Annotated in this window: 21 protein-coding genes and 2 riboswitches; of the genes, 5 read left to right on the top strand and 16 right to left on the bottom strand. The window is 38.3% G+C overall.

The window, feature by feature from the left end:
* The 12 genes from purC to GSH73_RS03205 all read right to left on the bottom strand — a co-directional run bounded on the left by purC (position 1) and on the right by GSH73_RS03205 (position 11081).
* Positions 1-708 (bottom strand): phosphoribosylaminoimidazolesuccinocarboxamide synthase, encoded by a 708-nt coding sequence (purC, locus tag GSH73_RS03260; protein ID WP_014759408.1) that lies wholly within the window; start codon positions 706-708, stop codon positions 1-3.
* Positions 708-1199: a 5-(carboxyamino)imidazole ribonucleotide mutase gene (purE, locus tag GSH73_RS03255; protein ID WP_014759409.1), complete on the bottom strand. Its 492-nt coding sequence runs from the start codon at positions 1197-1199 to the stop codon at positions 708-710. Before purE ends, purC begins: the two co-directional genes overlap by 1 nt.
* A 79-nt stretch (positions 1200-1278) precedes the next feature.
* Positions 1279-2727, bottom strand: a complete 1449-nt coding sequence (locus GSH73_RS03250; protein WP_014759410.1) for an NCS2 family permease — start codon at positions 2725-2727, stop codon at positions 1279-1281.
* 190 nt (positions 2728-2917) lie between these two features.
* A riboswitch (purine riboswitch) is annotated at positions 2918-3019 on the bottom strand.
* A 144-nt stretch (positions 3020-3163) separates the two neighbouring features.
* Positions 3164-3469 carry a type II toxin-antitoxin system RelE/ParE family toxin gene (locus GSH73_RS03245; RefSeq protein WP_014759411.1) on the bottom strand — a complete coding sequence of 102 codons (306 nt, stop codon included), beginning with the start codon at positions 3467-3469 and terminating at the stop codon, positions 3164-3166.
* Entirely contained in the window at positions 3462-3749 is a 288-nt protein-coding gene (locus GSH73_RS03240; protein WP_014759412.1) for a type II toxin-antitoxin system Phd/YefM family antitoxin, read from the bottom strand. The genes GSH73_RS03245 and GSH73_RS03240 overlap by 8 nt, the downstream gene beginning before the upstream one ends.
* Before the next feature lie 73 nt (positions 3750-3822).
* On the bottom strand, positions 3823-5361 hold the full coding sequence (gene guaA, locus GSH73_RS03235) for a glutamine-hydrolyzing GMP synthase (protein ID WP_014759413.1): 1539 nt from the start codon (positions 5359-5361) through the stop codon (positions 3823-3825).
* Between the two features lie 12 nt (positions 5362-5373).
* Positions 5374-6828 carry an IMP dehydrogenase gene (gene guaB, locus GSH73_RS03230; RefSeq protein WP_014759414.1) on the bottom strand — a complete coding sequence of 485 codons (1455 nt, stop codon included), beginning with the start codon at positions 6826-6828 and terminating at the stop codon, positions 5374-5376.
* An 83-nt stretch (positions 6829-6911) separates the two neighbouring features.
* Positions 6912-7009: riboswitch (purine riboswitch) on the bottom strand.
* 78 nt (positions 7010-7087) lie between these two features.
* Positions 7088-8713: a chaperonin GroEL gene (gene groL / locus GSH73_RS03225; RefSeq protein ID WP_014759415.1), complete on the bottom strand. Its 1626-nt coding sequence runs from the start codon at positions 8711-8713 to the stop codon at positions 7088-7090.
* 13 nt (positions 8714-8726) lie between these two features.
* A complete protein-coding gene (gene groES, locus GSH73_RS03220) occupies positions 8727-9011 on the bottom strand; it encodes a co-chaperone GroES (protein WP_013787499.1) in 285 nt (94 codons plus the stop codon).
* A 198-nt stretch (positions 9012-9209) separates the two neighbouring features.
* Positions 9210-10214 (bottom strand): hypothetical protein, encoded by a 1005-nt coding sequence (locus GSH73_RS03215; protein ID WP_014759416.1) that lies wholly within the window; start codon positions 10212-10214, stop codon positions 9210-9212.
* Between the two features lie 372 nt (positions 10215-10586).
* Positions 10587-10778, bottom strand: coding sequence for a hypothetical protein (locus tag GSH73_RS03210; protein ID WP_014759418.1), 192 nt, complete (start codon positions 10776-10778; stop codon positions 10587-10589).
* 117 nt (positions 10779-10895) lie between these two features.
* Entirely contained in the window at positions 10896-11081 is a 186-nt protein-coding gene (locus tag GSH73_RS03205; RefSeq protein ID WP_013787494.1) for a hypothetical protein, read from the bottom strand.
* A gap of 297 nt (positions 11082-11378) precedes the next feature.
* On the opposite strand from GSH73_RS03205, the gene GSH73_RS03200 reads away from it, so the two are divergent.
* Entirely contained in the window at positions 11379-12620 is a 1242-nt protein-coding gene (locus GSH73_RS03200) for a S8 family peptidase (protein WP_014759419.1), read from the top strand.
* A 16-nt stretch (positions 12621-12636) separates the two neighbouring features.
* Here GSH73_RS03200 and GSH73_RS03195 read toward each other — a convergent pair whose 3' ends face one another.
* The 4 genes from GSH73_RS03195 to GSH73_RS03180 form a co-directional block, all read right to left on the bottom strand.
* Positions 12637-13155 (bottom strand): hypothetical protein, encoded by a 519-nt coding sequence (locus tag GSH73_RS03195; RefSeq protein WP_014759420.1) that lies wholly within the window; start codon positions 13153-13155, stop codon positions 12637-12639.
* Between the two features lie 73 nt (positions 13156-13228).
* Entirely contained in the window at positions 13229-14020 is a 792-nt protein-coding gene (locus tag GSH73_RS03190) for an ABC transporter ATP-binding protein (protein ID WP_014759421.1), read from the bottom strand.
* 15 nt (positions 14021-14035) lie between these two features.
* Positions 14036-14896, bottom strand: a complete 861-nt coding sequence (locus GSH73_RS03185) for an ABC transporter permease (protein WP_014759422.1) — start codon at positions 14894-14896, stop codon at positions 14036-14038.
* 26 nt (positions 14897-14922) lie between these two features.
* Positions 14923-15912 (bottom strand): ABC transporter substrate-binding protein, encoded by a 990-nt coding sequence (locus tag GSH73_RS03180; protein ID WP_014759423.1) that lies wholly within the window; start codon positions 15910-15912, stop codon positions 14923-14925.
* Between the two features lie 306 nt (positions 15913-16218).
* On the opposite strand from GSH73_RS03180, the gene GSH73_RS03175 reads away from it, so the two are divergent.
* The 4 genes from GSH73_RS03175 (at position 16219) to GSH73_RS03160 (ending at position 20103) form a co-directional block, all read left to right on the top strand.
* Complete coding sequence (locus tag GSH73_RS03175) at positions 16219-17400, top strand: ABC transporter substrate-binding protein (RefSeq protein WP_014759424.1); 1182 nt, start codon at positions 16219-16221, stop codon at positions 17398-17400.
* 89 nt (positions 17401-17489) lie between these two features.
* Complete coding sequence (locus GSH73_RS03170) at positions 17490-18374, top strand: branched-chain amino acid ABC transporter permease (RefSeq protein ID WP_014759425.1); 885 nt, start codon at positions 17490-17492, stop codon at positions 18372-18374.
* A gap of 9 nt (positions 18375-18383) precedes the next feature.
* A complete protein-coding gene (locus tag GSH73_RS03165; RefSeq protein ID WP_160175255.1) occupies positions 18384-19322 on the top strand; it encodes a branched-chain amino acid ABC transporter permease in 939 nt (312 codons plus the stop codon).
* Positions 19303-20103 carry an ABC transporter ATP-binding protein gene (locus GSH73_RS03160; protein WP_014759427.1) on the top strand — a complete coding sequence of 267 codons (801 nt, stop codon included), beginning with the start codon at positions 19303-19305 and terminating at the stop codon, positions 20101-20103. Before GSH73_RS03165 ends, GSH73_RS03160 begins: the two co-directional genes overlap by 20 nt.

Below are 20103 nucleotides of genomic sequence, written 5' to 3'. Positions count from 1 at the left end.
TCACTGTTTTTCAAGTCGATTCAATACTTCCACATAAGCTCCTTCTACATTTCCGAGATCTCTTCTAAACCTGTCTTTGTCCAGTTTTTCCTTCGTTACGCTGTCCCAAAATCTGCACGTGTCTGGTGAAATCTCATCAGCCAAAACTATGCCATCTTTAGATTTGCCAAATTCCAATTTAAAATCTACTAAAATGATGTTTTTCGATGTGAAAAATTTTGAAAGTATATCATTGATCTTAAAAGAATATTCTTTTATAGTATCTACTTCTTCCTTTGTGGCTAATTCCATCGCTTCTATGTGGTACTCATTTATGAAAGGATCTCCAAGCTCATCGTTCTTGTAGCAGAATTCTAAAACCGTCCTTTTAAGTTTTGTTCCTTCTTCTATCCCTAATCTCTTTGATATGCTTCCTGCTGCATAATTCCTTATTAAAACTTCAATAGGATAGATTTCTACGCTTTTAACAAGCATTTCTCTGTCACTAAGTTTTTTTACAAAATGTGTTGGAATGCCTTCTTTTTCAAGTAGCTCAAACAAAATAGCAGATATTTCATTGTTTAACACGCCTTTGTTTTGAATAGTGCCTTTTTTTATGCCGTTAAATGCTGTAGCATCATCTTTGTACTCAATAATGTAATAATCTTCATCTGTAGTCTTATAGACCTTTTTCGCCTTACCTTCGTACAACATGCTTAACTTTTCCATTATAAAATCTCCCCCTGTAATTTTTTATCTTTCTCAATAACTTCCTCTGCTAAATTGTTTTTGTATTCAACGACTTTTTCCATAATCTCAGGATACTTTACCCCAAGTATCTCTACTGCCAACAACGCCGCATTGTATGCTCCGTCTATGGCAACAGTGGCAACTGGTATGCCCTGAGGCATTTGAACAGTAGACAAAAGCGAATCCAAACCATCTAATGTAGATGATTTTACAGGAACTCCAATGACAGGAAGCGGCGTCATAGATGCCATGACACCAGCTAAGTGAGCTGCTTTCCCTGCTGCCGCTATTATGACTTCGTATCCTCTATAAGCTGCATTTTTTGCAAAGTCGTGCGCCACATCTGGTGTCCTATGTGCTGAAATAACCCTTACATCATAGTCAATTCCAAACTGCTTAAAAACATCTAATGCTTTCTTCATCAATGGAAAGTCTGAATCGCTTCCCATGACAACTGCAACTTTCGCCATAACGTTAGACTCCTCCTCTATATTTGTTTTATTTGCAAAATGCAGAAAGGAATTTCTTCCTTTCTGCATTTTATCTGCTTTACCCCATAAAGAATGCAAATCTCAATAAGAACAAAAGTCCAATTATATACATTAATGGATGAACTTCTTTAGCCTTACCAACAACTATCTTCGTGATCGGATAGAAGATAAATCCTGCAGCTATGCCATTTGATATACTGTAAGTAAATGGCATGAAAGCAATTGTCATAAAAGCAGGAAATGCTTCACTAAAATCTTCAAAATTCACCTTCGTCACAGAGCCTATCATCAATGCCCCAACGATGATGAGGGCAGGAGCTGTGGCTTGCGAAGGAACTATTCCTATTATTGGCGCAAAGAATAATGACACCAAGAAAAGAATTGCAACGACAGTTGATGTCAAACCAGTCTTTCCGCCTTCACTTATGCCTGAAGCACTCTCAACATAAGTAGTTATAGTGCTTGTACCCAAGAAAGAACCTAACGTTGTACCTATGGCATCTGCAAATAATGCTCTTTCAAATTTCGTCTTAAAACCGCCATTTGACTTTTCAAAATCATCTTCTTTAAAAATCCCTGTCTTTGTACCTGTGCCAATCAATGTGCCTATTGCATCAAACATGTCAGCCAAGCTAAACGCCAGTATTACAGTTATAAGGCCTGTAAGTATCGAAATGATATTTCCATCAGTGCCAGGCTTTAATAATCCAGCAAAATCCAGCTTCATAAATGTTGGTGCCAAGCTTGGAGGCATCTGCACAATCGTCTTAAGATTAGAAACGTTCGTTATTCCCATCGGTATACCTATAATCGTCGTGGCAATTATACCTATCAGTATAGCGCCTTTAACGCCTCTGCTCATAAGTATAGCAATTATTGCAATGCCGATTACAGTAAGTATTACGCCAGGATCCTTGAAATTTCCTAAAGTTATCAAAGTATCGCTGCTTTTCGTTACAATACCGCCATTTTCCATGCCTATGATTGCAATGAAAAGCCCAATTCCTGCACCAATAGCGCTTCTCAATGACTGCGGTATCGCCTTTATTATAAGTATCCTTAACTTAGTGGCGGTAATGATGATATTTATTATGCCGCTTATAAGTGCAAGTGATAGTGCCGCTTGCCAAGAATAGTGCAATGTCAATACAACATAGAATGTAAAAAATGCGTTCATGCCCATTCCTGCTGATAAAGCAAAAGGAACATTTGCAAACAATCCCATGACTAAAGTAGCAGCTACAGACGATAATATAGTAGCGACAAAAACCGCGCCTATTACAGGGTCATTTGCTATAGACAAACCTGCTTTTACTGCTTGAGTGCCTAAAAGGCCTTTCGCATTCATACCAGCTTGCATAAGTATCGATGGATTTACAAAGATGATGTAAGCCATCGTGATAAAAGTCGTAATACCAGCAATGACCTCTGTCTTTACTGTAGTGCCATTCTCTTTAAGTTTAAAGAAGTTGTCAAGAAAGCCTCTCTTTTCATTGTTTTTTACCATTATAATCCTCCTTATGATTGAAATAAAAACGAATTTTAAAAATAAACAAGCCCGGAATGATAGATTCCAACACATAGAGTGAAACCTATCCTCCCGGGCTTTTATCCCACAGGTGTGGCAATACAATGCCTGTACCGCTCGGTCCGAACGCCTTTACTGTTTTCTACACATGGACAATAAGGCTGGAACCCTCAGGTACACTTTCACTCATAGTCAGACAATTTACGGTTGTCTGGTAGAGACTTCTGAGCCGTATTCTCAGAATTATATGAGCTATTATTTACTTGTCCTGACACAATTATAATATCAAGTTTTTCAATTCAAGTCAATAATTTTACGAATATTTTTTTGATATTTTTAAAAAATGTTCGTGTTACTCCCACTGCGTGTTTAGGTCTTTTTCATAAAGCTCATCTATTCCGCAATGTCAATCATATTATTTTATGAGCTTTGCTAAATCCATTTTAGCATATATAATCCTGTGAATCTCGACAACATCTTCTCTAACTACATAAAACACCAAATAGTTCTTTACAGGCAATACTCTATATTCATTTTTAAGAGGTTTTTCAGGTTGATACACCTTGCATGAATAGGGAAACTGTGCAAGCCTTGATATAGAAGTATCCAATTCATTAATTAGATCCATTGCTGCATTTGGTGCTTTTAATTCATCTACAATATAAGATACAATATTTGATAAATCTCTACTTGCCAAAGGTAGGTATCTAATATCATGCATTATCAGATTTCATCCTATCAGAAATTTTTGCCTTTAATTCATCAAAAATTTCTTTATGCGAATATCTCTTTTTAGTTATTTGGGCTTCCAGTTCCGCTTCCTTCAACTTAAAGTAAATTTCACTTTCAAACAGTTTTCGTTCATAAGCTTCCATGCTCATTACGACCATATCTCCATAGCCATTCTTGGTTAAAAAGACTGGCTCCCCAGTTTCATGGACGACTCTTGATATATCTGCAAAATTATTTCTCAAATCTGATACCGGTCTAATATATGGCATACAATCATCACCCCTTTATTAGTTTAGCATAATTTTATCATAATTATGCTAAACTATCAACAAGGCTTAAACCTTACTCCCATTCGATTGTAGCTGGTGGTTTCGATGTGATGTCATACAAGACTCTGTTTACACCGTACACTTCATTTACAATGCTTGTAGATATGTCTTCGAGAATGTCGTATGGCATCTTCACCCAGTCTGCCGTCATCCCATCGTTGCTTTCTACAATCCTTAAAATTATCGGGTATGCATACGTTCTGTCATCACCCATGATACCGACGCTTTTTATATCTGGCAATACAGCAAAAGACTGCCATACATTGTTGTACCAGCCGTATTTTTTCATCTCTCTTAACACGATGCTGTCGGCTTCTCTCAATATGTTTAATTTTTCTTCTGTCACTTCTCCGAGTATCCTGACTGCCAGTCCCGGTCCAGGGAAAGGCTGCCTATTTAAAATCTCATCAGGCATACCCAGTTCTCTTCCAACCTGTCTCACCTCGTCTTTAAAAAGCATTCTCAATGGTTCAATAAGCTCAAATCCTACATCTTCAGGCAATCCGCCTACATTGTGATGGCTTTTTATCGTTGAAGCGACAGGGCTTCCGCTTTCAATGACATCTGGGTAAAGGGTACCTTGCACTAAATATTTCACATCGCCGATTTTTTTTGCTTCTTCCTTGAATACCTCTATAAACTCGTTTCCTATTATCTTTCTCTTTTCTTCAGGATCTTTGACTCCCTTTAGCTTCTCTAAAAATCTGTCCTTTGCATCTACTTTTATTATCTCCATATCAAAATTGTTTTTAAAAGTGTCGACTACCTTTTCAGCTTCGTTTTTCCTGAGAAGACCGTTATCTACAAAAATACATATTAGCTGGTCGTGTATTGCTCTATTTACCAAAACTGCGGCAACAGATGAATCAACACCACCGCTCAGCGCACAGACAACCTTGTCATTTCCGACTTTTTGTCTTATCTCTTTTACAGTCTGCTCTATAAGTGAATCCATTGTCCAATCTGCAGAGCAATCACATACTTCAAACAAGAAATTCCTGATTATCTCAGTACCTCTTGGAGTATGTACTACTTCTGGATGGAATTGTACCGCGTACTGCTTTCCTTCAACGTTGGCGATTGCTGCAATAGGGCAATTCGCTGTCGATGCAACGACTTTAAAATTTTTAGGAGGTAATTCTATTTGATCCGTGTGGCTCATCCAACAACTTGTCTCTTTTTCGATCCCTTTAAACAAAGGAATGTTGTTGTTTATCACAACATCAGTTTTCCCATACTCTCTTACAGGTGCTTCCGCAACCTTGCCGCCTTGTATCATCGTCATAAGCTGTGCACCGTAACAAATGCCGAGTATAGGATATTTTAGCTTAAATATACCTTCATCACACATTGGCGCATTTTCTGTGTAAACGCTGGCAGGTCCTCCTGACAGCACCAAACCCTTAGGCTGTCTTTTATCAATTTCTTCTGGCTTTATATTGTACGGAACAATTTCGCAAAACACATTTGCTTCCCTTATTCTCCTTGCAATAAGCTGCGTATATTGGCCGCCAAAATCAAGTATCAATATGACTTCTCTATTAATTCCCATCAAAATCCTCCTTTATTTAATACTATAATTTGGAGCTTCCTTCGTAATAATTATATCATGTGGATGGCTTTCAGTTAATCCCGCATTCGTTATTTTTATAAATTTTGTCTTCGTCCTGAGCTCCTCAATATTGTGGACACCGCAGTAGCCCATTCCAGCCCTTAAGCCTCCAATCATCTGGTAAACAGTATCCTTCAAAGGTCCCTTGTAAGGCACTCTACCTTCTACACCTTCAGGAACAAGTTTTTTCATGCCTTCCTGGAAATACCGATCAGAGCTTCCGCTCTTCATTGCTGATATTGAGCCCATTCCTCTGTATACTTTATAGCTTCTTCCTTGGTATATTTCTACTTCACCAGGGCTTTCCTCGGTCCCTGCAAAAAGACTTCCAATCATCACTGTAGATGCACCAGCAGCAATCGCTTTGACGATGTCTCCACTGTACTTTATGCCGCCATCTGCGATTACAGGTATACCATATTTATCGGCTTCCTCCGCACAATCATAAATTGCTGTAATCTGAGGAACTCCGATTCCTGCTACGACTCTCGTTGTGCAAATTGAACCAGGCCCAATGCCTACCTTAACGCAATCAGCACCTCTTTCTATCAGATCTCTTGTAGCCTCTGCAGTCGCCACATTTCCAGCAATGATCTGAAGATCAGGAAATCTATTCTTTATCTTTTCCACCGTATTTAAGACACCGACAGAATGTCCATGAGCCGTGTCAACAACCACAACATCTACATTGGCATCTACCAGAGCTTGAACTCTTTCCATGACATCCGCAGAAACACCTACAGCAGCACCAACAAGCAATCTTCCTCTCGAATCTTTTGCAGAATTAGGATATTCTACAGCCTTTTCAATATCCTTAATGGTAATCAATCCTTTTAAATTGTTGTCATCATCCACAAGAGGCAACTTCTCTATCTTATGCTTTTTAAGTATTTCCCGAGCCTCATCTATAGTAGTCCCAACAGGTGCAGTGACTAAATTCTCTTTTGTCATGACTTCTTTAATCGGCCTGTCTAAATTGCTTTCAAATCTTATGTCTCTGTTGGTGATTATCCCCACAAGTTTGTTATCAACCGTTATAGGCACTCCAGATATCCTATATCTTTCCATAAGCTCTACAGCGTCTTGTATCTTGTGTTCTGGTGACAAATAAAAAGGATTTGTTATAACACCGTGTTCCGACCTTTTAACTCTATCTACCTCTAAAGCCTGTCTTTCTATAGGCATATTTTTGTGTATTATGCCAATCCCTCCTTCTCTTGCTATTGCAATGGCAAGAGAAGATTCTGTCACAGTATCCATCCCTGCGCTAATCAACGGTATATTTAACATTATACTATTTGTAAGGCGTGTTTTAGTGTCAACCTCCTTTGGCAGCACATCAGATTTTGCCGGTATAAGCAGTACATCGTCAAACGTCAGTCCTTCTTTAACAAATTTATCAGCCATTTTTATCCCCTTCCTCTAAAATTTATTATGCCTGAGTTTATAATAAAAATGCCCGAACAGAGAATTTCGTTCAGGCAAAAAAGAGTACAACAATAACTCCCCATAGTAAAGAGTTACGGCTCTTTGTAGATACTCCAGTGCCTATTCACCAGATTATATGCGGATAAGATTTTATTATTAAATTACTAAACAATATAACAAATTTAGATGTCCATGTCAACAGTACAAAAAAATAACCGGGGATACCCGGTTATTTTCATTACATCATGTCCATGCCTGCCCCTGCTGCTGGAGCTGGTGGATTCTTTTCTGGTATGTCTGCCACAACTGCTTCTGTTGTCAATATCATTGACGCAACAGATGCAGCATTTTGAAGTGCTGACCTTGTAACCTTCGTTGGGTCAACTATACCTGCTTTTAACATGTCTACAAATTCTTCTTTGTATGCATCATAACCAAAAGCAGGGTCTTTTGATTCTTTTATCTTCTCAATGATTACTGAGCCATCAACACCAGCATTTCTTGCTATCTGCCTTACTGGTTCTTCTAATGCTCTCAGCACGATCTGAGCACCTGTCCTGAAGTCGCCTTCTAATGAATCAACTACTTTTTGTACTTCTGGTATGACATCTAACAGTGCTGTGCCACCGCCAGGAACTATACCTTCTTCTACAGCAGCTCTCGTAGCTGAAAGAGCATCTTCTATTCTGTGTTTCTTTTCTTTAAGCTCTGTCTCTGTAGCAGCACCAGCTTGAATTACTGCAACACCGCCAGAAAGTTTAGCCAATCTTTCTTGCAGTTTTTCTCTGTCATAATCTGATGTAGTCTCTTCGATCTGAACTTTTATCTGATTTATTCTGTTCTTTATGTCTGCAGCATTTCCTGCACCATCAACTATTGTAGTGTTTTCTTTTGTCACTTTTACTTGTCTTGCGCGACCAAGCATGTCTATTTTAGCTTCTTTGAGATCAAGACCTACTTCTTCAGATATTACTTGGCCACCTGTCAAGATAGCTATGTCTTGCAGCATTTCTTTTCTTCTGTCGCCAAATCCTGGAGCTTTTACTGCAACGCATGTAAATGTGCCTCTTAATTTATTAACTACTAATGTTGCAAGTGCTTCACCTTCAACATCATCTGCAATTATCAAAAGCTTCCTGCCTTGTTGTACTACTTGCTCAAGCAATGGCAACAAGTCTTGGATATTTGACAACTTCTTGTCTGTGATGAGTATTAAAGGATCGTCCAAAACTGCTTCCATCTTATCTGTATCAGTTACCATATACTGTGAAATATAGCCTCTGTCAAACTGCATTCCTTCAACTATTTCAATAGTCGTATTCATTGACTTTGATTCTTCTACTGTTATTACGCCGTCTTTGCCGACCTTATCCATTGCTTCAGCTATTAAGTTGCCGATTTCCTCGTCAGCCGCTGAAATTGATGCAACATGTGCAATAGAATCTTTTCCCTCTACCGGTTTTGATATGTTCTTTAATCCTTCAACAGCAGCATCGACAGCTTTTGCCATACCACGCCTTAAAAGCATTGGATTTGCACCAGCAGCTAAGTTTCTTAAACCTTCCAATACCATAGCTTGTGCCAATACAGTAGCCGTTGTTGTACCATCACCAGCAACGTCATTTGTCTTTGTTGCAACTTCCTTTAAAAGCTGCGCGCCTTGATTTTCAAAAGGATCTTCTAATTCAATCTCTCTTGCAATTGTGACACCATCGTTTGTAATCGTTGGTGAACCGTATTTTTTATCTAAAACAACATTACGGCCTCTTGGTCCTAATGTGACTTTCACTGTGTTGGCAACAGCATTTACGCCTCTTTCCAAAGCCTTTCTTGCATCTTCACCGTACAAAATTTTCTTTGCCATTTCTTCTACCTCCTTATTCTACTACAGCTAATATATCGCTCTGCCTCAAGAGAAGATATTCTTCTCCATCAAGTTTTACTTCTGTGCCAGCGTATTTTGAGAATATTACTTTGTCTCCGACTTTTACTTCCAGCTCGACTCTTTTTCCATCTATGTATTCACCAGAGCCGACAGCAAGTACTTCACCTTGTTGAGGTTTTTCTTTCGCAGTGCCAGGCAATACAATGCCGCCTTTTGTTACCTCTTCGGCTTCAGTAACCTTTACTACAACTCTGTCACCAAGTGGTTTTAATCTCATAATATCCCTCCTCGAAATTTGTTAGCACTCATTCATGACGAGTGCTAATCATCACACTTTTTATATTAGTTTAATTACAAGTTCATGGCAAACTCCAAATTTCTCTAATTTTTGCCGTTTTAGACGATTATTATAGATTTTTCCCATTTATCTTCTAATTATACGATTAATATTGAATTTACGCAAAAAATGCAGGCTTTAGCTGCCTGCAACATTATTTACATTGCCATTTGAACTTTGTTGTTTTAGATAATTTATCATGTTGTACATAAATTGCTGCTGTTCCTTTGTAAGCATTGATTTAAGACCGTTTACGACTTCCGACTGCTGCTCTGTAAGTCCAAGACTTTTCGGCACATCATCCTCTTTTGTTTCCTTTTCTGAATCATTGCTTTTTACATCTTCCACCATTTCATCACTTGCGGCGTTTTCTGCAACTTTAACTTCTTCTATATTTTTATCTTCTTTAGATCTGTCAAATAAATCATTCTTCACATCGCCTTTATCGCTTTCTTCCACCTTCTCGTGCCTTGATTCGCTATTTTTTGAATTCATAATGCTTTCAGCCTTGTTTAAAGCTTCTACAAGCTTTATATTCTTTATGATTTTCTCTGCCATGTCCTTTTTATCATCCGGAATAACAGGTTTTATCGCTTCAAAAATGTCCAAGATTTTATCTATGATGTTATTTTTATCTCCTTCAACTTCGTATTTTTTCATTTTCTCGTTTAGGTTTTGTATTCCTTCGTGAAGTTTTATAAATTTATCTATGATTATCTGTTTATCTTCTTTCATATACGGTTTTACTGCTTTTAGCATTCCAATCTGATCGAAGTCGTCTTCTTGCACTTCAGCTTCTTGATTAAATTCCATCAACTGTCTGTGGCATTCAAGTATTTCGGCAATTTTTGTGAAGATATCTATGTAGTACTGTTCCTTCCTGTGTAGATATGGTTTAACGCTTCCCATAAAGTTTTTGCTTTTCTCTATTATCTCAAATATATCCAAATCGTTTTTCTTCTCATCGTCCTTTTTGCCTTCTGTTTTATCATCTTTACCATGATCCACAATCTCTTCGTCTTCTTTTTTCTTTAAAAGCCGCCTTTCACCTTCAAGACTTAAGCCATCAAAAATTTGAAACCTTATAAAAAATATTATGAAAAGTTCAATTATCAATACCTTTAGTAATTTTTCTCTATCCACAGCAAATCCCCCACTTCTATAAATACTTCTTAAATAATATATGTATAGGGCAGGTTTATTATCACCTGCCCCATGCTTTTATTTCTTATCCACCACAAAAATACCTGGGACAAACAAGAAGATTATAAGGATCACTATTATGATCCAAATCCATCCACCGCCCCATGCTGCTCCTTTTCCCTCAGGCATATGAAAACCCCCTTCACATTATTTATCGACCACAAATATTCCAGGTACAAAGAGGAAAATTATTAGTATTATGATTATGATCCAGATCCATCCGCCGCCCCATGCTGCTCCTTTCCCTTCAGGCATACTAAAAACCTCCTTTATTTTTTGGCCTCAAGGACCTAATACATTATACGTGATGTGTTAAATATTGTTACTGAAATTCATGGTGGCCAGTGACCACAAAAAGCGCCTTGCTTTTTTCCGCGGTTTGTCTTGCTGTAAGACGACTAACAGAAGAAAGAAAAACAGCAAATCTTCGAATTCAAACCTCACATCCATTACGACAGTCAATATGACAAAAAAGAATAGAAGCGTATTTCCAGATATATTCATAAGATCAGCTCCATTTTAATTTACTTTAATTCATTATATTCTCATTTCTGATTATTGATATTGATTTCGTCTTTTATGTAATATAAATGGTCCTACCGCAAGATAGGACCATTTGCTTTATTTGACTTGATTTAAGAATAATCCCATTCCACCGTCCATGATTATGACTAAAAGTACGAAGAAGAACAGCAATGTTTCCATTGACCATGCTCCGCCAAACCATCCGCCGCCCATAAGGACAACGAGAATTAAGAAGAAGAACAGCAAATTGCTTTCGCCAAATACTGAACTTGTTCCTGCCATAATAATCCTCCTTTTAAAATTTTAAATTTAATCAAGCTTTAGGCTCTTCGACTATGAAGCCAGGTACAAACAAGAAGATAAGAAGTATTATAATTATAATCCAGAACCATCCACCGCCTATCCATGATGCACCTTTCTCTGTGGGCATATAAATATCCCCCTTTCGCAAGATTTATGTCAGGTCTTTTTGACCTAATACATAATATGACACCGCCAATATTTGTGACACTTCCAATTTAAAAACTAACAAAAATTTACCTTAAACATATTCTGATATAAGAAAGGGGGATTTAATTTATGGATATAATTTCTGCGCTGATTTTATCGAGTGTCATTCAAAGCCTTTATCCCAAAAGCAAAATAGATTCAAGGTTATTGAGAAAAGCTTCTATATATAGGAGTGAATGTGTTAGCGCTATTGTGTATTCCAATTTGCCATATGATGCGCTTAAAAAAAAGATAGAATCAATTGGAGGAACGATAAAATACGAACTGCCTATCATCAACGGTTGGGCTGTAAACATACCGTGCAATAAGCTGAACATCATCGCAAAAAATAAAGGCATAAAATTTATAGCTGAAGATTCAACTGTAAAAACACAGCTTAACATTGCCACACAGGAAATCAAATCAAGAGAGGCAAATGATCATGGATACACTGGTAAAGGCGTAACAATAGCTTTTTTAGACACAGGAATTTACCCTCATCCAGACTTCACTAAACCCAAAAACAGGATAATTGCATTTCACGACATTGTAAACGGAAAAAAAAGTCCATACGATGACAACGGCCACGGTACCCATGTGGCAGGCGATGCCGCATCCAGCGGTTATTTATCAGATGGCAAGTACAAAGGTGTAGCACCTGAAGCAAATATAGTATCAGTAAAAGTTTTGGATTCCAGAGGTAGCGGTTCAACATCAGATATACTGTCAGGTATGCAGTGGATACTTGACAACAAAGATAAATACAATATAAGAATTGTTTCACTTTCCATCGGTGAAACACCATCATTGCCTCCTTTTTTAGACCCTCTTGTCAAAGGAGTAGATAGGCTTTGGAGAAGTGGATTGGTTGTTGTAGTAGCGGCTGGCAATTCGGGGCCGTCTATGAATTCTATAACATCTCCGGGAAACAGCATGAATGTTATAACAGTTGGTGCAGTTGATGACAAAAGAACTGTTGACACTTCAGACGATGAGATTGCCAATTTCTCAGGAAGAGGATCCGCTTTCTTGCCAAAACCTGATGTAGTAGCACCTGGCGTAAAGATCGTTTCAGCCGCATCAGGAAATGTTCCAATAGGAACTGACGACAACATCCTTCTTAACAAATCATACAGAACGGCATCTGGTACATCAATGGCAACACCAATTGTAGCCGGAGCAGCAGCACTTCTTTTGGAAAAAAATCCTTCACTGACAAATTACCAAATAAAAAACATCTTAAAATCTACTACCACAAATGTAGACCACTACAGGTACTATTCACAAGGATATGGGATGATAAATGTAGAAATGGCATTAAAAAAAGTATGAGGCAATACCTCATACTTTAATCTTTTTTCACATCATTTTTATCCATTGGAGTAGGCGTCGGCAAGCCTCTTATCAAGTTAGCCGTAGCACCTGGTATGAATGTATACGTCAGTGCCGCATAAATCGCATATAGATACTGAAGATTTGAAAAGCCTAATAGCGTAAAAATGGAAAGCAATGTAAAACCAAAAAAGGTATCCATACTTATGCCTGTTGGCGGAGGAAATACAAGCTTCGGAAGTTTGCTGTTTTCATCTGGCGCCTCGAGGGAAATCGGCTCAGCAGAATAAATATTGTATATGGCTGGGAAAAACGAAACAATATCCGAAGCAGCCAAAAGTGCATTCAGTGCAATGGCAGAAAATTTTGTATCATTAATTAAAATAAGTAAAAAAACAAAAAGTACGAACTTTGCTATATATATAGGCTGTGTATCTGTTTCCATCTCCTTCAAAATCGGAGTTATCGCATCCATCAATTTTTCTAATTTTTCTTCATCCACCGCATCAAAATTCTTAATCTCTCCATTTTCCATTAAAACACCTCATTTCTCGTTGAATCCTTATAATCACATTATATTCACAACGAGAAACGGGTGTGAGTAAATCCTAAGCCAACATCACTCTATCGTCTACAAATTCAGCGCCATTGACTTCATTAAACATCTTCAAAAGCTTATCTACTGTAAGATTCTTCTTTTCTTCCTTTAAATCAAGCACTATACGTCCTTGATGCATCATTATTATCCTATTCCCAAACTCCAAAGCGTGCTCCAAATTGTGAGTAACCATAAGCGTAGTCAACTTGTTTTCGTAAATGATCTTATTTGTAATTTCATTTATTATATTGGCAGTCCTTGGATCTAAAGCAGCAGTATGCTCATCCAATAAAAGCAACTTAGGTTTTGCAAATGTAGCCATAAGAAGTGTCAATGCCTGCCTCTGTCCTCCAGATAAAAGCCCAACTTTTGTCTTCAACCTGTTTTCCAGGCCTAATCCTAATTCAGCCAGCTTTTCCTTGAAAAATTCCCTATTTTTCTTGTTAAGCCCCATTTTAAGGTTTAGCCCAGCACCTTTTGAATACGCAATTGACAAATTTTCATCAATAGTCATGGATGGAGCTGTTCCTAAAAGAGGGTTTTGGAAAACTCTGCCAATGTATCTGGACCTTTTATATTCAGGATACGATGTCACATCCAAATCATCGATGACAACAGAGCCGCTGTCAACAGGATATGCTCCAGCTATCAGATTGAGGAGCGTAGATTTGCCTGCGCCATTGCTGCCCACAATCGTTATAAAATCACCGTCATCTACTTCAAGATTCAATTTATTGAATACTTGAATCTCATTAGGGGTATTTTTATAAAAATATTTATCAACATCTATAAGCTTTAACATAGCAAATCCCCCTTTTCAGTTAGAGCTTAAAACAATTTTCTTCAACCCAGGCAGTGACAATGCCACAACTACTAATATGGCAGTCAAAAGTTTTAGATCTGTCGGATTAAATCCTATTGTAAGCGCTATCGCTATTGCGCTCCTGTAGACTATCGATCCTACAACGGCAGAAATCACTGCCCACAATATATTTCTCTCTCTTATCAATACTTCACCGATAATGACAGAGGCAAGTCCTGCGACAAGTGTTCCAATGCCCATGCCAGCATCGGCAAAGCCTTGATACTGCGACACAAGAGAGCCTGCCAAGGCAATATACGCATTTGATATTACAAGTCCCAGCGTAATCGTAGCATTTGTGTTTATTCCCATGCTGCGAACCATCTGCTGGTTGTTTCCTGTAGCTCTTAACGCAAATCCAGTCCGCGTCTGCAAAAAATAATTTGTCAAAAGCAATATAAAAACGACAATAAGTCCAAAAAATAATATGTTTTTATAGCCTCCGGCAAAATCAAAGTAGTCAAATATGGATTTATTGCTAAGCATAGGTATGTTTGACTTTCCCATTATGCGCAAGTTTATAGAGTAAAGAGCAGTCATCGTAAGTATCCCCGCTAATAGCTCCGTAATTTTAAGCTTCGTATTCAAAAATCCCGTGATTAAACCGGCCAATCCCCCAGCAATGATGGAAATAAAAATAGAAAAAACAGGGTTTGCACCGCTTGTTATGAGTTTTGCTGTGACGGCAGCTCCTAAAGTGAAGCTGCCCTCTACAGTCAAATCAGCAAAATTTATTATCTTAAAAGATATATAGACACCAAGTGCCATTATGCCATAGACAAGCCCCTGCTCTAATGTAGAAATGGCAAAAGACATTGTATAGACCCCCAATTATATCTATATTATTTGATGACCTCTTGTGCTTTCTTCATGATAGAATCCGGTATTTTAAACCCAATTGCATCTGCTTCTTTTTGGTTTAGTATAAGCTGCAGATTCTTGGTAGTTTCCACTTTTATATTTGCAGGCTTTTCACCCTTTAAAATCTTAATAGCCATCAAACCTGCTTGATAGCCTAAATCGCTGTAGCTTATGCCAAGCGTAGCCAATGAGCCGCCTTCAACCATCCCTTTTTCTGCTGCTATTACAGGTATCTTCGCTGAATTAGTGACCTTTATTATAGCTGCAACAGAAGAAGCAACAGTGTTGTCTGTCGGAAGCCATATAGCATCTACTTTCCCTACTAAAGATTGTGCCGCTTGGCTGACTTCGCTGCTATTTGATACAGTAGCTTCTTTTACGCTAAAGCCTAATTTCGCTGCGTCATCTTTCGCAATCTTCACCTGAACAGTAGAGTTAACCTCACCTGCATTGTATATTATACCTATTCTTTTAGCATCTGGAACTAAGTCCTTTATCAATTTTAACTGATCGTTTATCGGCTCCATATCAGAAGTACCTGTCACATTGCCGCCAGGGTTATCCAACGATTTTACAAGTCCAGCAGCGACAGGATCTGTAACAGCGGTAAACACGATTGGAATAGTAGAAGTAGCTTTTTTAACTGCCTGTGTAGTAGGCGTCGCTATGGAAAAAATTAAATCGACATTTTTATCAACGAACTTTTTGGCTATTGTCTCAGCCGTCGACATATCACCTTGAGCATTTTCCTTGATATAGGTGACATTCTTTCCTTCTTCGTACCCATTGTCTTTCAAAGCTTTTATAAATCCTTCCCTGGCACTGTCAAGTGCTGGATGTTCAACTATCTGGGTGATGCCAATTGTTATCATCTTTCCCGTACTACCAGTAGATGTTGCCTTGCTCTGGCATCCAGAAACAGCAAAAGATATTATAAAAAAAGCTGCCAAAGCAAAAAGATACCTTTTCATAAAGACTCCTCCCCTTGCATGGCAACAACAAAAATCCTACCGTGCTACCATGCTAAATTTCAAATGACACTTTTGATAAATTTTTCATTAATTAATAAAATAGTAAGATAAAAACATTTATTAGTCAATAAAAGTTTTTTGTAATATTTATTAGAAAATTTGAATATGAGTTAAAATAATTAATCTTGATGTAAATACGATTAATAAAGTATAATTATAGTAAATTTATCGTCTGTTTTCTTTAATTTTCCTACCGGTAGAGAAAAATTTTAATTTTATTAAATTTAAAAAATGGGAGGATTATCTATGAGAAAATCGTTAAAAAGAGCATCAATGCTTTTGGGCATCGTAATGGCAGCTTCACTTTTGTTTTCTGGCTGCAGCAAAAATACCAGCGCTACAAGCAGTGATAAAATAAACGTAGGAGCCCTTTTTGAATTGACAGGACAAGTAGCCTCATACGGAACTTCTGAGTACAATGCGGTAAAGCTGTATATAGATGATGTCAATAAGAACGGCGGCGTTCTTGGCAAGCAGATTAACCTCATTAAAGCTGACAATAAATCTGCAACAGATGAATCAATAAATCAGGCCACAAAGCTTATCGTTGAAGACAACGTAGTGGCAATATTAGGACCTGCCACAACAGGCAATACGAAAGCGGCTTCTTCGATAGCATTAAGCAAAAACATACCTCTTATAACTCCATCTGGCACGTCTTTTGATGTTACTGTCGATCCAAACACAAATAAAGTAAAAAGTGAAATATTCAGGGCATGTTACACAGACCCATATCAAGGTAAAGTAATGGGCGAATTTGCCGCAAAAGATCTAAGCGCAAAAACTGCTGTAATATACATTGACGACAAAAGCGATTACAGCAAAGGCCTTGCTCAAAGCTTCAAAGATCAATTTGAAAAACTTGGAGGAAAAGTCATAGATCAAGAAGCCTATGTAGCAGGGGATCAAGATTTCAAATCGACGCTTACTAAGATAAAAGGATTAAACGCTGACGTCATATTCATACCAGGATACTATCAAGACACAGCAAAGATAGCAAAGCAAGCAAGAGAAATGGGCATAAATACGCCTTTACTTGGTGGCGACGGTTGGGATTCACCTGATCTATTAAAGATAGCAGGAGCATCTGCATTAAACAACGTTTATTACAGCAACCACTTTATATCGACAGATCCTGATCCAACTGTTCAAGACTTCATAAAGAAGTACAAAGATGCTTACGGTACAGAACCTGATGCTTTTGCCGCTTTGGCATACGACTCAGCAGGCATGTTGGTACAGGCAATAAAAGATGCAAATTCAACTGACCCAGCAAAGATAACGGAAGCCTTGGCAAATCTTAAAAACTTCAAAGGTGTTACAGGCAATATTTCCATAGATGCGCAACACAATCCTATAAAGCAGACAGTAATCATAGAATTGAAGGACGGTAAACAGACACTTAAGAAAAAAGTAAGTGCTGAATAAAAATCGTAAGATAACTATAGAAAAACACGGCAATGCGGTCACCTTGTGGCCGCATATATTTTAATATATTTAAACTTGAGGTGATGTTGATGAAGACATTTATTGAACAGCTTATAAATGGTTTATCATTAGGCAGCATATACGCACTTATCGCCCTTGGATATACCATGGTTTACGGCATAATGAAACTTATAAATTTTGCTCATGGCGATATATACATGGTAGGTGCTTTTACAGGATTTTTCGCATCCACATACTTTCACCTTGGATTTATACCATCTCTCCTATTGGCAATGTTAGTAAGCCTTTTGCTTGGCGTTACAATAGAGCGTGTAGCATACAGGCCCTTAAGAGATAAATCAAAAATATCAATATTGATTACAGCCATCGGCGTCTCTCTTTTGCTGGAAAACGGAGGCATAATCATTCTATCCCCACAAGTCAGGACGTATCCGCAGATTTTTCAGCAGCACATGTACTCATTTTTCAATGGAATAATCACCATATCAAATCAGCAGATCGTCATATTTGTCGTATCCATAATCATGATGGTAGGACTTCAGATAATAATCTATAAGACAAAGATCGGAAAAGCCATGAGGGCCGTCTCTACAGACCCTGACGCTGCAAGGCTTATGGGCGTAAATGTAGATAGGACCGTTTCATTTACATTTGCCATAGGCTCTGCCCTTGCCGCTGTTGCAGGCGTATTAGTTGGCATATACTACAACTCCATAGATCCCCTAATGGGTATAATGCCAGGCTTAAAAGCATTCATAGCAGCAGTATTAGGCGGAATAGGCATAATACCAGGTGCTATGGTAGGAGGGCTTTTGATGGGCGTCATAGAAGCGCTTGTTTCAGGCTATGGCAGCTCACTATACAGAGATGGCGTTTCATTCGCAATACTCATAATCATATTGCTAATTAAGCCAACAGGGCTCTTTGGCAAAAATGTAAGAGAGAAAGTGTAGGTGGTAAAGTTGAAGCAGATATTGAAAAACAGATTACTTATATTCTTAGGGCTGTTAGTCTTTTACGCCATAATACAAATCTTGCTGTCTACAAACATATTAAACGACGTTCTCATGGGTATAAACGTAATACTTGCTGTAAGCCTTAACCTTATAAATGGATTTACTGGACAGTTCTCCTTAGGACACGCAGGATTCATGTCAATCGGTGCATACACATCAGCCATCATAACGTACAAATTAGGGCTTCCATTTCCATTGGCATTGTTAGTTGGAGGCATATCAGCAGGCATAGCAGGAATCTTGATAGGGATACCATCTCTAAGATTAAAAGGCGACTACCTCGCCATAACAACTCTTGGATTCGGAGAAATAATAAGGGTAATATTTTTAAACACCGAATACGTAGGCGGAGCCAGCGGCTTATCTGGAATACCGAAGTACACAAACTGGACATGGGTATTCTGGATAGCAGTCATAACTGTCGTCCTAATAAAAAACTTCATAAACTCCAGCTACGGCAGATGTTGTGTCGCAATCAGAGAAGATGAGACGGCAGCAGAATCGATGGGCATAAACACGACGTACTACAAGACATTGGCGTTCACAATAGGTGCATTCTTCGCAGGAATAGGCGGTGCCCTTTACGCCCACAACTTCTACATCATACAGCCGGAGACATTCAACTTCATGAAGTCATTCGATATATTGACGATGGTTGTATTAGGCGGACTTGGCAGCATAACAGGATCAATACTATCAGCAATTTTCCTGACTTTTGTATACGCACTCTTGCAAGATTACGCTGCACTAAGAATGGTCATATACGCCATCCTCTTAATCATCGTAATGCTATTTAGACCAGAAGGATTGATGGGTACAAAAGAATTTTCCCTCAAAAAACTATTCAAGAAAGGGGAGAAAAGCAGTGAGTTTACTGTCAATTAAAGACGTATCTATAGACTTTGGCGGCATAAAAGCCTTGATAGACGTCAATATAGAGCTGGAAAAAGGCTCCCTTACGGGGCTTATAGGCCCAAATGGTGCAGGAAAATCAACAGTATTCAACATAATAACCGGTATATACAAACCTACATCAGGGAAAGTGACGTTTGACGGAAAAGCCATATCTCAAAAGCCGTACAGCAACACGAAGCTTGGCATAGCAAGGACATTTCAAAACATTCGGTTATTTAAAAATCTAACCGTACTTGACAACGTCAAGATAGCTGAGCACATTCACGTACAATACGGACTTTTAAGCTCATTTCTGCAGTACAAGAAATACTTAGACGGCGAAAAAGCGCAAGATGATGAAGCAATAAACTTACTCAAAATCTTCAATCTCGATAAACACGCCTTAAACCTTGCCAAAAATCTGCCATACGGCGAGCAGAGAAGGCTGGAAATAGCGAGGGCACTAGCGACAAAGCCAAAGCTTTTACTTTTAGACGAACCTGCAGCAGGAATGAATCCACAAGAGACGAAAGAGCTTTCAGATACAATACGATTCATAAGAGACAAATTTGACATAACGATTCTCTTGATAGAGCACGACATGTCGTTGGTGATGGATCTTTGCGAAGACATATACGTCATGAACTACGGGAAAATAATCGCCCATGGCACACCAGATGAAATAAAGAAAAACCCAGAAGTAATAGCAGCATACCTTGGAGAAGAAGACATTGATGAAAGCGAAATTTTATCAATAGAAGGAGGTGCTTAA

It is taken from the genome of Thermoanaerobacterium aotearoense (assembly GCF_009905255.1).
GTDB classification, from domain to species: Bacteria; Bacillota; Thermoanaerobacteria; order Thermoanaerobacterales; family Thermoanaerobacteraceae; genus Thermoanaerobacterium; species Thermoanaerobacterium aotearoense.
The sequence above is the reverse complement of the archived record's forward strand: the minus strand, read 5'-3'. Positions and strand labels throughout refer to the sequence as shown.